The organism is Paenibacillus sp. FSL R5-0623 (genome assembly GCF_037974265.1).
In the GTDB taxonomy this organism is placed as follows: domain Bacteria; phylum Bacillota; class Bacilli; order Paenibacillales; family Paenibacillaceae; genus Paenibacillus.
The window spans coordinates 384,392-400,205 of record NZ_CP150233.1 but is presented as its reverse complement, the minus strand read 5'-3'; the positions used below and the strand labels follow the sequence as shown (position 1 = coordinate 400,205).

12 protein-coding genes are annotated in these 15,814 nt (G+C 48.3%); 2 read left to right on the top strand and 10 right to left on the bottom strand.

Features of this window, described 5'->3' with window-relative positions; genetic code table 11:
* Nucleotides 1–205: 205 nt before the first annotated feature.
* From MKY92_RS01915 to MKY92_RS01900, 4 genes are all read right to left on the bottom strand, one after another.
* Nucleotides 206–862, bottom strand: coding sequence for an SGNH/GDSL hydrolase family protein (locus tag MKY92_RS01915; RefSeq protein ID WP_339298889.1), 657 nt, complete (start codon nucleotides 860–862; stop codon nucleotides 206–208).
* Nucleotides 863–977: 115 nt separating this feature from the next.
* Nucleotides 978–1,775: an NAD(P)-dependent oxidoreductase gene (locus MKY92_RS01910; protein ID WP_339301643.1), complete on the bottom strand. Its 798-nt coding sequence runs from the start codon at nucleotides 1,773–1,775 to the stop codon at nucleotides 978–980.
* Nucleotides 1,776–2,140: 365 nt separating this feature from the next.
* Complete coding sequence (locus tag MKY92_RS01905) at nucleotides 2,141–2,470, bottom strand: AzlD domain-containing protein (RefSeq protein WP_339181346.1); 330 nt, start codon at nucleotides 2,468–2,470, stop codon at nucleotides 2,141–2,143.
* Nucleotides 2,461–3,165: an AzlC family ABC transporter permease gene (locus MKY92_RS01900; protein ID WP_036616527.1), complete on the bottom strand. Its 705-nt coding sequence runs from the start codon at nucleotides 3,163–3,165 to the stop codon at nucleotides 2,461–2,463. The genes MKY92_RS01905 and MKY92_RS01900 overlap by 10 nt, the downstream gene beginning before the upstream one ends.
* A 374-nt stretch (nucleotides 3,166–3,539) precedes the next feature.
* Between MKY92_RS01900 and MKY92_RS01895 the strand changes: the two genes are divergently transcribed.
* Nucleotides 3,540–5,540 (top strand): methyl-accepting chemotaxis protein, encoded by a 2,001-nt coding sequence (locus MKY92_RS01895; protein ID WP_339298888.1) that lies wholly within the window; start codon nucleotides 3,540–3,542, stop codon nucleotides 5,538–5,540.
* Between the two features lie 194 nt (nucleotides 5,541–5,734).
* Here MKY92_RS01895 and MKY92_RS01890 read toward each other — a convergent pair whose 3' ends face one another.
* A complete protein-coding gene (locus MKY92_RS01890; RefSeq protein ID WP_339298887.1) occupies nucleotides 5,735–6,931 on the bottom strand; it encodes a DUF2087 domain-containing protein in 1,197 nt (398 codons plus the stop codon).
* Between the two features lie 218 nt (nucleotides 6,932–7,149).
* Entirely contained in the window at nucleotides 7,150–9,123 is a 1,974-nt protein-coding gene (locus MKY92_RS01885; protein WP_339298886.1) for a methyl-accepting chemotaxis protein, read from the bottom strand.
* Between the two features lie 266 nt (nucleotides 9,124–9,389).
* Between MKY92_RS01885 and MKY92_RS01880 the strand changes: the two genes are divergently transcribed.
* On the top strand, nucleotides 9,390–10,790 hold the full coding sequence (locus tag MKY92_RS01880) for a serine hydrolase (RefSeq protein ID WP_339298885.1): 1,401 nt from the start codon (nucleotides 9,390–9,392) through the stop codon (nucleotides 10,788–10,790).
* 170 nt (nucleotides 10,791–10,960) lie between these two features.
* Here MKY92_RS01880 and nagZ read toward each other — a convergent pair whose 3' ends face one another.
* Genes nagZ through ugpC form a run of 4 tightly spaced genes read right to left on the bottom strand, consistent with a single transcriptional unit; the run spans nucleotide 10,961 to nucleotide 15,772 of the window.
* Nucleotides 10,961–12,679 (bottom strand): beta-N-acetylhexosaminidase, encoded by a 1,719-nt coding sequence (gene nagZ / locus MKY92_RS01875; protein WP_339298884.1) that lies wholly within the window; start codon nucleotides 12,677–12,679, stop codon nucleotides 10,961–10,963.
* Between the two features lie 31 nt (nucleotides 12,680–12,710).
* Nucleotides 12,711–13,907 (bottom strand): DUF1343 domain-containing protein, encoded by a 1,197-nt coding sequence (locus MKY92_RS01870; protein ID WP_339298883.1) that lies wholly within the window; start codon nucleotides 13,905–13,907, stop codon nucleotides 12,711–12,713.
* A complete protein-coding gene (locus MKY92_RS01865; protein WP_339298882.1) occupies nucleotides 13,907–14,617 on the bottom strand; it encodes a hypothetical protein in 711 nt (236 codons plus the stop codon). Before MKY92_RS01865 ends, MKY92_RS01870 begins: the two co-directional genes overlap by 1 nt.
* 45 nt (nucleotides 14,618–14,662) lie before the next feature.
* On the bottom strand, nucleotides 14,663–15,772 hold the full coding sequence (gene ugpC / locus MKY92_RS01860; RefSeq protein WP_017691095.1) for a sn-glycerol-3-phosphate ABC transporter ATP-binding protein UgpC: 1,110 nt from the start codon (nucleotides 15,770–15,772) through the stop codon (nucleotides 14,663–14,665).
* Nucleotides 15,773–15,814: the final 42 nt, after the last annotated feature.

The following is a 15,814-nucleotide window of genomic DNA, read 5'->3' as shown; positions in this document are numbered from 1 at the left end:
TATCCCTTACAACCCTTTCCACGACGTTACGTCCTTCTCCTTCCCAACACAAAAAAAACGAAGAACCTTCGTCAGGTTCTCCGTTGCATTCTGCCTGTCCACAGGCTCTTTATGGCTATCTCATACTCTTAACTATCTTATATCCTCAACTAATCCTGTATACCTAAAGTGCTGCTGCCCATATCGCAACTGTCCGCTGTTGTTATTACACAATCGCAAGCGATGAATTCTGTACAACAGACAACCATTGGCGTGCAATCAGCTCATGACCTGCTGCGGTTGGGTGTACGCCATCCCATAACCAGTACGCTGCATCCGCCTGTTTCATAGCGTCATTAAACGTCTGCTGCAATGGCACCCACACAGCTCCAAATTCCTCAGCAAGACCTTGGGCCAGTTTCTGATATTGACCGATATACTCTTCCCAGGCATCCCATTTCTCCGCGGTAGCTCCGGTTCTCAGAATAAACGGTTCCATCAAAATCAGCCCCGTATCCGGCATCACTTCCCGAGTTTCCTCGAGCAAATGGCGATACGCCCGTCCGAAACGATCCGTTACCCCGCTAGGTTCACCATTCATCGTGCGCCAGGCATCATTCACCCCAATCAGGATGCTGATCAGGTCCGGTTTTAGACTAATGGTATCCTCATTCCAGCGTGCGTACAGATCGGATGCCCGATCCCCGCTGATGCCTCTGTTATAGAAGGTTTTTTGCTTACCCGCGAGTTCCATACCCAGTTTGCTGGAGATTAGATACGCATATCCGTGTCCGAGAAAATGATTTGGATCATCATTGCGTGATCTTCCCCCATCTGTAATCGAGTCTCCCTGAAACAATATAACGGATGGACTTGTACTCATGATTGAAATCGTTCCTTCCTCTTGTGCAAAATGGAAACACTGAACACCTCAGTCTCCATTTTATCCCTTTCGGCTACAATAGAAAATAGCGTTTTCATCACTGAGTGTCGCCATCTTATGAATCTTTTGGTTCTTTCTCCACATGGCCTCCGCCCTGATAGGCTGTCTCATCCTGTTTGTCGGGTACGCCTCTAAGCTTTGCCTCTTCCCACAACTCGGCTGCATCATCCTGTGGGTGGTATCCAATCTTCTGGGCCAGATAGCTAATATCATAGTAATTATCTGTATTCGCAGAAGTCCCGTACAGATTCAGATACTTCATATCTGAATCGGCTTCAATACAGCACTCAGCGAGCTGGACCATGTCCCTTGGTGAGATCCAGATATGAGCCGAGCGCTCCGAGTGCGGGTATGTATCACCTGAGAAGTTTCCAATCCGAATGTTGAATGAGGACAGGTCATATTTGTCAACATAATAACGTCCCAGCAGTTCAATATAACATTTGCTAAGTCCATAGAAGCTGTCCGGTCGGTACGGGTCATCCACTTCAATATCCTCACCTGTAGGATAGAAGCCTGTCGCATGGTTGGAACTTGCAAAGATCACCCGCTGAACACCATTCAACCGTGCAGCTTCATACACATGGTAGGCTCCGGTTACGTTGATCGGCAGAACTTTGCCCAGAAAATCTTCCTCATCCTTGGCCCATGCAATGTGCAGAACGGTATGAACCCCTTGCATTAGTTCCTTCAGGTGTTCCCCATCGGTCACATCCATGGCTACAATGCCAGCTTCCTCGTCTTCTCGCAGATCAGCCGCGACGATGTCATACGTGCCTTTGGATCTCAACCCCTCCAACAGACTGCGACCAATGACTCCAGCAGCTCCCGTAATTAACAGCTTGCGCTTCAGTTCACTCATGAATCCAGCTCCCTTCGCTCAGATAGGCTATCTGTCCTCTATAGAACAGTATTAACCGATCAGACGAAGGAATTACCGGATATAACAATAGAACCTATATAAGTTGAACTAACCATTTACACGAGAACGTAGAGGACAGAAAGAACCTGAAGAAGCGAAGCTACAAGCTTTCTGCAAGAAAGCTACTTCGAAAGCATCACCTCGCCTGAAAGCTTTCTGAAAGAAAGCTACATCGAAAGCATACGCTATCCCAAGATTTTCACCTTTATAAAAGTGAATTAAAAAATCTGGGGATAACAGTGATCGGAAGGTTGTTCTGTCATCGAAGTGGTTAGTGTAAATATTCTTTAGTTCAACTATCCGATCCAATATCGCAAAATCATCATAGCCACAATACCAACCAATACGGTTCCAAGCAGACTGCGTGTCCATATGGCTACTGCAACCGTAGGTAGGGATGCCCACAGAGCTGCATTATGCGTAATCGGTACTAACTGGTTGTCTGACATGAACAGTTCCTGACCAATTAGCGCTGCCATGACCGCTACGGGTACATACTCCAGCCAGCGTAACAACCACATTGGAATCTGTATCTTGCTGAACAGCATCAGTGGCAGTACACGCGGGATAAATGTTAACAGTGCCGAGCCCATAATAATCCAGAATACATCCCATCTTACTTCCATCGTTCCATGAACACTCCCATCGTTGCCGCAATGACCGCAGCCACAATGACACTCATGCTGCCAAGTGAAGCCATGCTGGCGAAGATTACACAGACCACGGCGATAATAGCCACATTAATGTGTATTTTTTTGTTTTTGCGATGCACCAACTGGAGTACAACCAGTCCAATAAACATCGCTGGCAGGGCATAATCCAGACCCAGTCGTTCCGGGTTAGTGATCCAGCGTCCAAAGTACGCTCCCGCCATATTAGCCACGAACCAGTTCAGATATGCGGTAATATTCAGACCGTGCATCCAGCGTTCACTAAGCCTTTCCCTACCAATTGCACGTGTCATCGCCACGCCGAAAGACTCATCGGTAAGCAGTGAACCAATCCACATATTTTTAAGCGGGGTCAGATGCCGAAAATACGGTGATACAGCTGCACTGAGCAGCAAATGACGAAGATTCACAAAAAATATGGTGAACATGATGGCTACTGCTGATCCATTCGATGCAAGCATGCCTGCTGCAATGAACTGAGCCGATCCTGCATATAAAATCAGGCTGAGCAGTGCCGTTTCCGCCAGACTCAGACCTGCGGTCATTTCAATGACACCCGCTGCAAAACCTATACTCAAATAACCAAGCAGGGTTGGGATACAATCTTTGACCCCCTGCATGAATGTAGCCTGATCCTGGACCTCTTCCATGTTCTCCTGTCCAGATATCTGTAGTGTACTTTGGTCCAACTGCCGTACGCCCCCTCTCCAATTTCTGTCCCCATAAACCGATATATATGGATGAGTACTTATTCAGGTGCATTTTTCGTACCACATTAATTCAGAAATATACCACAAGATGTGCACTAAGGGAGAGACAGATTACTTTTTATAGAACAGATCTAATCCTAAATACCTACAAAATCGAAAAATATTTTCGCGAAACTCATAAATTATGTTGAATAAACGCGAAATTTGTCATACGATAGCACCAGAAACTTCTGGAAAGGATGGAATGAAATATCTTTTACCAGATGGGCTTGTCCACTAGACATGGGGATGGGTTACACAGAGGGGGAATGTGTATGAAAAAAATTCGTAAACAAGGGGTCAAAAGAACGATGCAGATGAGAGAGAAACTAATTTTATCATTTGCCATTGTATTGCTCATTCCAACCATTAGTCTGGGCATTATCTCGTTCCAAACAGCCGATGCCAAGGTTGAAGAGAAAATGTATGAGAACGCGATCAGCAGTGTTACTGTGCTCAACCAAACTATTGACCAGATCATTGGTGCAACACGCAAAAATGTTGATTTCCTGGCAAGTCAGCTGGATGCAGGCAATGTCGGACCCAATCAGGGTGACGAAACAGATACCATCCGTACCTTGCTCGACGCGTATAAGGAAACACATGATGACGTGGAACTTGCCTCCATCGGTACCGATCAGGGCGTGTATATTAACTCCCCTGTAACTGCGGTGAACAAAGAAGGATATGACCCGCGCGAACGCCCGTGGTATCAGGCTGCTACGCAGAACAAAGATGTCCCTACCGTGATCACCCCCTACTTATCAAGCAATACCGGCAATGTTGTTGCTTCGGTAGCTCAGACCTCAGCGGATGGCCATGGTGTCGTCTCTGTCAGCCTGTCGCTTGAAGCCCTCTCGAAGACGGTTAACTCCACGAAGATCGGCGAGAAGGGTTATATCTATATCATTGATAATGCCAATAAAATCATTGTACATCCTACCGAGAAACCGGGGACCGAAGGAACCATGGCACCCTATAAAGATATTTTTGCACAGAAAAACGGAAGTCTGACTTATACGCTAAATGGAAACCAGGAACACGCCTTTTTCTCCACCAATGAAACGACGGGCTGGACCGTGGTTGGTGTCATCGACAGTGGGGAAGTGACGGCTTCTGTCCGTCCGATCCTATACACCACACTTATTGTTGTAGCGATTGCAATTGCGGTAAGCTCCATCATTATTTTCTGGATTGTGCAATCAATCACCAAACCACTGAACCGCTTGGTGAAGGCATCTGACGAAATTAGTAATGGTAATCTGACCATTGAGGTTGCTGTATTAGGACAGGATGAATTCGGCAAGTTGAGCACTAGCTTCAATAAGATGAGTGAATCCTTGCGAACCGTTATTCAGGACGTGCGACATACAGCTGACGAGTTAACCGCCTCTTCCACACAGTTGGCAGTCAACTCATCGGAGACAACCAAAGCAACTGAGCAAGTCGCCCTGATTACGGAAGAATCCGCAGCTGGACTTGAGAAACAAGCAAGCAGCCTGAAACATACGGCACTGCAGATGAATGAGCTTGCTGGAGGTGTGGGACAGGTAACGAACAGCACACAGCAAGTATCCGAAGCTGCCATGCAAGCAAGTGAGCTCGCGGATAAAGGGAATGCTACCATGCAGACGGCCGTATCCGAGATGAGTTCCGTGAGTCGCTTTGTGCAAGGTATGGCAGATACTGCTGGACGACTTGAACAGCATTCCACATCCATTGGTGAGATGGTATCTGTCATTACAGATATCGCTGCACAGACCAATTTGCTTGCTCTCAATGCTTCTATTGAAGCAGCACGTGCAGGTGAGCATGGACGCGGCTTCTCCGTGGTTGCCAGCGAAGTCCGCAAGCTGGCGGAACAATCGAGCCTGTCCGGGCAGAAGATTGTAGAGATGGTCGGAGCGATTCAACAGGAGATTTCAATGGCCAATCACAATGTACAGATCGGGCAACAGGATGTAAGCAACGGCATTCGTGCCGTTCAGTTTGCAGATGAAGCTTTTGCCCAGATTAGTGAGGCTGTTGGGGTCGTCAATCATCAGCTTGAGAACATTGCAGCCGCCTCACAACAGATGTCTGCAAGTACAGCCGAAGTGGTGCAATCCATTGATCAGATCCACGCCATATCGGAAACCAATGCCGATGGAACGGAGAACATCTCCGCAGCTACGGAGGAGCAAGTGGCTTCCATGCAGGAGATATCATCCTCTGCTGATTCCCTTGCCCATCTGGCTCACAAGCTGCAGAAGCTGGTGGAACAATTCAAGCTGTAGTCGTTGAACTAAAGATTGTTTACACTAACACTACGATGACAGAATAACCTTCCAATCGCTGTTATCGTGTAAAAGATTAGTCAACTTATATAATAATAAGTAGTCTGTAACACCCAAAGCCCCTTTGCCATCATATTGGCAAAGGGGCTTTGGGTTATAAAAGGTCAGGCATTTTAGAGAGGAAAATGCCTCTCCTATTCAGCAGATTGCTTTTTATCTCCGTGATACCCTTGATCTCCGTAGGGCTCCAACTGTTCAAACCAGCGATTCAGACATTTGGCGAGTGCATCTTTGGAGTCGTAATACGGGTTATCATCTTGCTTCAATGTCTCCAGCACCTCGATTACAAACGCACTCTCTCCATATTCATTCCATTCAGCCTGCAACTTTCGATTCAGATGACTACCCATCTGTAACATGAACCGTTGTCCGTTAATGGTTTTCAGGTTAAGTGTGCTATCGATATAAACTTTGCCGTTCCGTTCATTCCGAATCTGGTAGACGCCCGCTTCCGTTTTGACTTCTTTGGCCTGTTCCTGTAATTCTTTGCGACGATTCATCTTCTCCTGCTCCCTCTTTTCTTTGCGCTCCGGTTTTCCAACTTCAGCGCTCTGTTGATCTGCTCGGCTTTCCAGCCAATACTGACTGCCGTCTGGCTCACGTTCCAGCAAACCATAGTCGATGAGATACCTCCGTATTTCCACGTAATCATCATTAACTTCCTTCAGCAGCTCATTGACCTGTTTCTCGGAATATTTGCGCTCTGTCTCGAATCGTTTGGCAATTTCGGTGAGCACGATATATTTATGCTTTTGCTGCATATGAAACGTCGTCAGTGGACCGCCGGTACCCTCTGGAAAATACTTGTTCAGCACCTTCTCCCGATCCTGTCCTGTAATATCAAATGAATCACGATGGATCGTATGTCCATGTCTTGTCACCGGTGACACCCATTCGGCTGGAGCCTGGGTATCCTTACTTTTGAGAAGTTCCATTAATGCGAGGAATATTTTAGCCTGCCGTTCCTTCTCCTTTAATACAAACCGATGATTGCGGATCGTGGAGGCACTCCCGATACCAAGGGCCTTCTGTACTTCAGCATCCTTCTTTCCTTCATGAAACTGGGCTAGCAATCCGCGCTGGACATCAGACAATCCGGTTACGCTTTTATCCAGCTCCAGCAAATATTCAAATACCGATCCATGAACCTTCTCAATGTGCACTCGCATATAACGGGCTGCCTCATAGAGCACTCCATCTTCAGGGTAGATAATCCCCGCTTCCGTCCTGTATCCGCAGCAGACACATATATAGGCGGGACCCTCCTCCATATAACCACGCTTAATCTCTTCCAATGAAGCTGTTTGCAACCAGGATTCCGATGATTTCATGGTAAAGCTCCTTTTTATCATTGTTATGGTCATTCCAACCGTATACAATAAAATATTTTATATTTATGTTTGTTTATTTATAGACATAATATAATTTTGTTTATTATATGTCAACATAACGGAAAAGAATACTGTGTTTAAAGACATAACGTATGCCTCCTTGTTCAACAGAAAAAAGACCGCAGGGTCGCAACCCTGCAGTCTCATTTCAATCCCTGTTACAACTTAAACCGTTCAATCATGCTTTGCAGATCTTCAGCCATACGTGACAATGCTGCCGAAGAAGCTGCAACCTCTTCCATTGTAGCCAACTGCTCTTGAGCCGCCGCTGATCCATCTTCCGTTCCAGAGGCAATTCTGTCCGACAGAACCATTGTATCACTTACTGCCTTGTTGACATGACTCATGCCGCCATCAATCTGACGGGAAGCCGCGGATACTTCTCCAGCTTGTGCAGCCACCAACTGAACCGCAGTACGAATGTTATTGAATGCTTCGCCCGCTTCTGTAACCATCTGCGAACTCTTCACCATACCTTCTCCCGTACGGGCAAAAGTGGATTGCACCGCATTGGTTTTCTCCTGCATCTCATGCATAAGCTCATTAATCCGCTCGGCTGAAGCGCCTGAACTGTGAGCCAGTGTCTTCACTTCGTTGGCTACGACCGCGAATCCGCGCCCTTGCTCGCCAGCTCTTGAAGCTTCAATGGATGCATTCAAAGCAAGAATGTTCGTCTGCTTGGCAATGGCCGTAATCTCGGCCACAATCACCAGAATCTCTTCATTTTTCGCGCGCAGATCCTCAATGACCACAGACATGGCTTTGCTCTCGTCATTCACCTGCTGAATATGGGTAACTGCTTCTTCCACTGTCACCATGCCCGCTTCCGACTTGGTGGAAGCATCCAGAGCGATACGAGCGGTGTCTTCAGCACTTGATGAGATTTCTTTGACTCCAATGGACATTTCGCCTACGAGTTGGCCTGTAGCAGCAAGACTATTGTTCTGCAAAGTCGTTCCCGCAGCTGCATCCTGCATCAGTTCAGCCACCTGTTCTGTGGCTTTCGATGTCTGCTCCGAACTTGCCATCAGCTCTTCCGAAGATGCCGCCAGCTGGCTGGACGTATCATGTACCTCTCCAAGCACATTACGCAGTGAAGTTGTCATCGTGTCGAAGCTTTCTCCAAGCAATCCGAACTCATCCCGGCGCTGCAAACCTACCCGAACGGTGAGATCCCCGGCACTTACTTTCGATGCTGCCTGTGTTAATTGCAGTAATGGCCGATGAATGCTGCGAATAATGAAAACAAGCAGAATCAGCCCAATAACCAATGCAGATGCCACAATTGTAATGGAACGAATCAAAATAGGCATTACGGCTTCAGTTGCTTCCGAAGGAACCATCTCGCCAACAATTTTCCAGCCTGTCACCGGGTTGGTGAAATACACAGCTTCCACTTCGCGACCATCATATGTATACTTCACGGTTCCGCTTTCTTTCGTATACATCTCATTAATGTAAGGTTCATCCGACTGTGTACCGGATTCAATATTGTAATGGAACAGGAACTTCCCACCGTTATCCAGCATGTACAGTTTGCCTTCTTTACCGATGCGTATCTGATCAACGGATTCTTTCAGATGATTGAGACTGACATTGGCCCCGAATACCCCTTTGCCATCAGCCAGCTTGACCGCTGCGGTCACAACCCATTCGCCCGTCGAAGCCGACTGGAACGTATCCGAGATTACCGGTTCATCCTGAGACATGCCCATCTTATACCATGAACGTTCTCGAGGATCATAATTCTGTTCCTCGGATTCTGGGGATTTCATCCAACTGCCATCGTCCGCACCTGCGGTGAGTACACCCAATTCCTTATGATTCTGAGACATCCGATCCATCTGCCTTTGCAGTGCAGGGGATTTATTAATAATATCCTTTGAAGTAATACCCGCAGCCATCTGCGCTGCGTTATCCTTCTCCATATCCAGCATTTGATTAATCTGCAGACTGAGCATTTCTGTTTTGGCCTGTGCGGAACGAATAATCTCCAGCTTAACCTGGTCAGCCGCTTTTTGATAAGACAACCATCCCACGGTGATGCTCGGTACTATCAGGAACAGGAGCAATGCAGCAATCAGGCGTTTTTTTACGGTTAAAGTAAACCAATTGCGAATCCTTTTCTTCATTTAACTATCCCCCATCATAATCTTCACCCATCTTTTTATCGGACAATCGCTATGAAAATATTATGTATAGATACTAAATTAGTACAAATTTAATTTTTCGGATCAGGTTAGATGGATTCACCTTATCCTTCTTTTCGTTTTGACCCTCTAAGCGAGATCGTTTACAATGCTCATAAGCTGGTTATTCAAGAAACGATTGGAAGGAGAGGTTTCAAATCTTACGTAAGTCAAATGAAAGACAATGTATTTCCACTGTGTATTCATCCATGTTTCGCATTCTGTTAGCGCTCATCCTGTGCACAGGCCCGATTCTGGGACAAGCTGGTATTACGGTATCCGCAGCGCAGGCGACGCAAGCAGTTCACATTGAAGTGAATGGTGAGCAACAATCCTGGAAGAACGCACCACTTATAATCAAAGGCTCAACGTTTGTCCCACTGCGGGATGTGGTCACATCGGTTAAAGGCACGTTGAAATGGGATAATCGCACCAAAACGGCTACCATTACCGTTGGCAGAGACAAGCTAATCCATCAGGCTGGTAGCAATTCCATTAAGGTAAACAAGGTCGATCTGGCTACAGGTGTGAATTCACGTACCGTTAACGGTACGTTGATGGTACCTGTCCGAGCCATGGCTAATGCAATCAAGGCAGACATCAAAGTCCAACGCACAGCTACAGGTCAGATGAATGTAAATATGGTCACTGATCAAGTCAGCTTGCTGAATAGCGAGGTTGCAAGCGTAGATACATATCTGCGCGAGATCAACTATCCAGGTATGGCTTTGATCGCCCGGGATGGTGAAGTTCTGCTAAAACAAGGCTACGGACTTGCCGATGAACAGACGCTAAATCGCCCGGATCAGAAGACCCGAATCGCATCGCTGAGCAAATCCTTCACGGCCGCGTCCATTCTGAGTCTCGTGGAGGAGGGTAAGATTAATGTGCAAGATCCAATCTCCAAGTACATCTCAGGTATACCGAAGGGAGATCAGATCACACTGCACATGCTCTTATCTCAGACTTCAGGTCTGCCATCCGCATTTGGTCGGGGCGAAGGAACTTCTATGGAAGAGACTGTAGAGGAGATTCGCCACAAAACGCTGAAGTTTGAACCAGGAAGTGCCTATCTGTACAGCAACAGCGGTTATGTTCTGCTTGCATACGTCGTTGAACAGGTATCCGGCATGAGTTATGCCGACTACGTGCAGCAGACGATAATGAAACCACTTGGTATGAAGAATTCGGGAGAGGCCTCCCGTAAAGTGCATACGGTTAGTGGTTTTGTTCAACAAGATGACGCCTGGGTAACTGCGCCTTATTATGTGTCTCAATCCGGGTCAGGAACCATCTATTCCACGGTGGACGATATGCTGAAATGGGATCGTGCGTTGTATACGGACAAGATTCTAAGCCAGGGTACGATTGAACAGATGTATGAACCCTACTCCGATAAAAACTATGGCTACGCCTGGATTCTCAAAGAGAATGGCACAAACCGCACCGTCTTCCATAACGGTAGTGGCGGCGGGTTTGCCACAGCTTTTTCACGTAATCTGTCCGATGATATCACGATTATCCTGCTTGGCAACCATGCAGGTATGGACATGACTTCACTTTTGGATGAAGTTGAGGCACAGACAGCCAAAGCACTGCAATTGCAATAATCCATAATTAATCGCTTATATACTGCACAAAGAGACGGTCCTTTAAAGGATCGTCTCTTTGTGCAGTATATGTTTTCATTTTAACGACTCACACTTCCGTTTCGCTCAACTCACAATTCATCTCTTCTCCATCCTGCAAAAGGCAGATTAACTCATATTCTTATCACTGCCTAGGAGACACCCGCTCTTTCATCATCCGTCTGCTTTAACGTTACAGGAAGTTTCCCCGCAAAAGGAATGCGCCCCATCAGCGCCTGAGCGACGCTATCCATGGCAAGTGGCCGGCTCTCGTAAGCCGCTACATAGACTTGGGCATCTGGAAGCGCCAGCAGATCATAAGGGCTTCGCAATGCCACAACAGCCAGTGGTTTGCCCAATTGCTGTATCCAACCAATCAGCCTGCACTGTGGATCGCCGGAGGGGCTTCCCGCATTGTAGGTTCCCACCACAATCTGCCGAATGTCATCTGCTTCCGCTGCCTGAAGCAGACGGGCGGAACGAATGGCAACTTCCTCGGGCGTGACCATCAGATCGACAACATCTAGTCCATAAATGGATAAAGCTGAGCCCAAGGTGAACGTCTGAGTCAGCTGTTCGTCGGCAATTGTCGTCACGGACGTGGCAACCGTTATGACCAGCGTGCGTTCCGGCTTTAAAGGCAGCATATTCAGCTGATCGCGCACCAGTGTGATACTATTCTCGCTAATACGGCGGGCAACCTCTTGGTGTAATGAACTGTTGCGCTCCGACCAACTGGATAGAGCAGGAGCGTTTGATGCCTTTGGCAATGATGCATTCGATACTACAATATTCACTTCATCATCACTTGCGCCGCCCATTCCACTCTCCAGCAAACCACGTTTTGCCTTGTACATCAGCAAGCGATTCACCGACTCATCAATACGTCTCTCGCTAATCCGCCCGCTCTTCACAGCTGCTAACAACGCTTCAAATGCTTCTGCCTGAAGCTTAGCCGTATGGCTAATTAACACCAGATCTGCCCCAGCCTCTACCGCCATTACGGCTGCATCGACAGTGCCATAATTCACGGCAATGGCATCCATCTCCATGCAATCTGTCACGATCATGCCCCCATAACCCAGTTCCTGGCGAAGCAGACCGCTTAATACGGTTTTCGATAGCGTTACGGGCAGACGCTCTGGCTCCAGTGCAGGGAAATAAATATGCGCCGACATCATGGCATCGACACCTTCGGCGATAGCGGCTCGGAATGGAATCAACTCCAGGCGCTCTACCCGTTCACGATCATGAGTGATGATCGGGAGGTCCAGATGGGAATCGGTATCCGTATCCCCATGCCCCGGGAAGTGCTTGGCTGTCGCTGCAATCCCAGCGTCCTGTATTCCCGCAATGGTTGTGGCCCCATATTCTGCAACCGATTGTGGAGATTCGCCGAATGATCGTACACCGATGACCGGATTGGCCGCGTTATTGTTTACATCCAATACTGGAGCAAAGTTCATGTTAATGCCCATGGACTTCAGCTCCAACCCACTGATATATGCCGCCTGATATGCATCGTCAATGGAACCGGCAGCGGCAATGGCCATTGCTCCAGGCATCAAGGCAATTCCTTCGGTAATTCGAGCAACCATGCCGCCCTCCTGATCAATGGATATCCAGAGCGGCACATTACCACTGCTTTTGGCAATCTGTTGTAACCCCAACGATAACCGCTCTACCTGCTCTGGCGACTCAACGTTGCGCGCAAAATAGATCACGCCACCGATTGGATACTTTCGGAGAAAGGGTTCCACATCGCCAGCAGCTTCGGTGCCATGAAAACCACAAAGCAGCATTTGCCCGATTTTCTCACGCAAGGTCATCTGTTTCAGCTTCGACTGGTATAACTCTTTTAGCCCACTCATTTCTTACCTCCCTCCGATAACAAACATCCATTCATTCATATAACAAAAACGGCTTTCGCCGCTCCTTCCATTCCGCTGCCTGTACATTCCACTCTTCGATTAAACGAACGAAGCCCGCCCGGTCATGAATCGTTTCCCTGGCTTCCTTACCCCCTGCCAGCAGGTCGATAAAGTACCTTGAACCCGGCTTTGGCGGCTCCAGCCAGCAGAATTGCTCCGGATAGAGTGACACCAGTTCATGCAAAAGCACTAACCCTGTCTCTACCGCCCGAAATTTCCTGCTGTCCGTTACAAAAATCCTTACGCCACCACACAGCTCACCTGTATGTTTGGAGAATGTTGGCGACATGTACACTGGATGCACATGCGCACCTTCCAGCTTGTATTCCCGAAATCGTTCCGCCAAACGCTCACCCTCAACCCAGGGTGCCCCAATCCACTCGAATGGGCGGGTCGTGCCCCTGCCCTCCGATACATTAGTGCCTTCGAACAGGCACGTACCCGCATATACCCGCACACTGTCCAACGTGGGCATATTGGGAGAGGGCAACATCCAGGGAAGCCCACAATCCGCAAACTCCATGGAGCGCTGCCATCCTTCCATAGCAACCACGTCCAATTCGCAAGGTACATCCATCTCGCTGTTGACCATCAGGGCGAGTTCACCTACCGTCAATCCGGTACGTACAGGTACACGCCAAGCGCCAACGAGTGATTCATACCCCGCGTTCAGCACACCGCCTTCCACAACGTTTCCACCAAGCGGATTGGGACGGTCCAGAATCAGCATACGTTTGCCTGCTACAGCACAGGCATCCATCATATGGAACAAGGTTGAGGCATACGTGTAATAACGGATACCCACATCCTGAATGTCGAACAGCACCGTATCCACTCCAGCCAGCATTGCAGGCGTAGGTTTCTTGTAATCTCCATACAGGCTGAACACCGGAATGTCCAGACGTGGATGAAGCATGTCTCCGAATCTGACACCCGCCTGAAGCTCTCCACACAGTCCGTGCTCACAGGCATAGAGCGCTGTAAGCTCGGTATTAGCCAGTCCGGCGCACACATCTATTGTCGATACAAAATCCGCTGTAATACCAGTCGGGTTTGTAATTAGACCGATTCGATTACCCGTTATCCATGGATGCGATAACCCTCTGGACAGAAGATCAACTCCCGTTTTTACAGCCGGGATCTGCTCGGTCCCATTCAACTGGCCCATCACACATTCCCCTGGCTTATCCAGCCTGTATGCTGGTGATCATTACCACCTGTTGCAACAGGCTCTTCTTCAGGCTCCAGCACATTAAGAGCAACCTTATGCTGATAGATGGCAAACATACCTCCAAACAGTGTTCCGAAACCAACGATAGTCAGCATCAGCAGAGCCGTCAGGCACATGGCCTGAAAACAAGCGCCCATCGTGTACCCCGGGTGACGGAAGAACAGCTTTACACTTTCCCCCATCGCCTGAACGATGCCCATGTTTTTTTGTAAAACAAGCTGCCAGGTATAGAACTGTGACATCAGCGCCATGAGAACAAAGAACGTCTGGAACACGCTCACTGCTGTACCTGTAATTCCACCCTGTCCGCCGTAATACCACCAGGTTGACCATAGAATGAAACCAAGCACCGCGAAAAGCACACCCACCGATCCTCCCGGGACTATTCCCTTCAACGTTCCGATCCAGATATCCTCAAGCCCATTGCGCCGTTCCTTACGTTCCAATCTGTGATGCACGGCATAACAGACCCCGAACAGGATGGGCATATACATCAAAGCCAGTAGCAGCACCGCGATCGCCAGCGGAGCAAACATCAGAATGGGAACCAATACGATGGAACTAATGACACTGTACAAGGCCACCAGAATAATATCCCGATAGATTTCTGCGCCCGACTTAATCAATACTTCACTCAGCTTACGCATTTTTATTCTCCCCTTTCTCACCGTTCCTTTTTCAGGCATCGTCTCTTACTCCCGTCCAATCGCAAGCTCCGTCTCTGGATCGAAAAAGTGCGCCTTACGCAGGTCCAGCACAAAATTTTTGTCCATTCCTACATAAGCATGTGTTTCCGGGTGAACCTTGGCCGTAACAGTACGGGCACCAGAATGGAAATACACCAAATTCTCGGAGCCCAGATGTTCTACAACCTGAACTCGCGCCTGCAGCATATGGTCTGTCGGGATATTCGGAGCGACATCATCACCAAAAATATGCTCTGGACGCAGACCCATAATCACCGGCTTGCCTTGATGGCTCTGAAGACGAGCGAGTACATCTGCTGGCAAGGTGAATGATGCCCCCTCGATGACAACCTGCGTGCCTTCAATCCGCGCATCAATGAAGTTCATCGCCGGGGAACCGATAAATCCGGCAACAAACATATTCCGCGGACTCGCATACAGTTCTTTCGGTGAAGCCACCTGCTGGATATCTCCATGGTTCATGACCACGATGCGTTCCCCAAGTGTCATGGCTTCTACCTGATCATGTGTCACGTACACGATCGTGGCACCGAGACGTTTATGCAGTTCGCCCAACTCCACCCGCATCTGCACCCGCAACTTGGCATCCAGATTGGACAGTGGTTCATCGAATAAAAACACCTGCGGATCACGGACGATCGCCCGTCCCACCGCAACACGCTGGCGCTGACCACCAGACAGCTCGCGTGGTTTGCGCTCCAGCATCGCTTCCAGTCCAAGAATGGAGGCCGCATTCTGCACCTGTTCATCAATATAGGACTTTGGCTTTTTCAGATTTTTCAGGCCAAAAGAAAGATTCTCACGGATGGTCATATGCGGATAGAGTGCATAATCCTGAAACACCATCGCGATATCCCGATCCTTCGGATGCAGATCGTTAACAAGCCGGTCACCGATCACAATATCACCGCTCGTTTGCTTTTCAAGTCCGGCAATCATCCGCAGTGACGTTGTCTTGCCACAGCCCGAAGGACCCACAAACACTACGAATTCCTTATCTTCTATAACAAAGTCCGAGCCGGCCACAGCCGTGAACGTTCCTTTATGATCGTCTTTGAATTCTTTGCGCACTTGGCGAAACTCCACGCGTGCCATAGGTAGATCCCCCTTTACGTTGTCGCTTGTCCTGAACTAACA

Bases quoted from the DNA above. Each gene is read 5' to 3' on its own strand.
- nagZ (WP_339298884.1), bottom strand. From the start codon at position 12,679: ATGAGTGGGCTAAAAGAGTTATACCAGTCGAAGCTGAAACAGATGACC.
- MKY92_RS01905 (WP_339181346.1), bottom strand. From the start codon at position 2,470: ATGGAAGTAAGATGGGATGTATTCTGGATTATTATGGGCTCGGCACTG.
- MKY92_RS01885 (WP_339298886.1), bottom strand. From the start codon at position 9,123: ATGAAGAAAAGGATTCGCAATTGGTTTACTTTAACCGTAAAAAAACGC.
- MKY92_RS01915 (WP_339298889.1), bottom strand. From the start codon at position 862: ATGAGTACAAGTCCATCCGTTATATTGTTTCAGGGAGACTCGATTACA.
- MKY92_RS01895 (WP_339298888.1), top strand. From the start codon at position 3,540: ATGAAAAAAATTCGTAAACAAGGGGTCAAAAGAACGATGCAGATGAGA.
- MKY92_RS01865 (WP_339298882.1), bottom strand. From the start codon at position 14,617: ATGCGTAAGCTGAGTGAAGTATTGATTAAGTCGGGCGCAGAAATCTAT.
- ugpC (WP_017691095.1), bottom strand. From the start codon at position 15,772: ATGGCACGCGTGGAGTTTCGCCAAGTGCGCAAAGAATTCAAAGACGAT.
- MKY92_RS01870 (WP_339298883.1), bottom strand. From the start codon at position 13,907: ATGGGCCAGTTGAATGGGACCGAGCAGATCCCGGCTGTAAAAACGGGA.
- MKY92_RS01900 (WP_036616527.1), bottom strand. From the start codon at position 3,165: ATGGAAGAGGTCCAGGATCAGGCTACATTCATGCAGGGGGTCAAAGAT.
- MKY92_RS01890 (WP_339298887.1), bottom strand. From the start codon at position 6,931: ATGAAATCATCGGAATCCTGGTTGCAAACAGCTTCATTGGAAGAGATT.
- MKY92_RS01880 (WP_339298885.1), top strand. From the start codon at position 9,390: ATGTTTCGCATTCTGTTAGCGCTCATCCTGTGCACAGGCCCGATTCTG.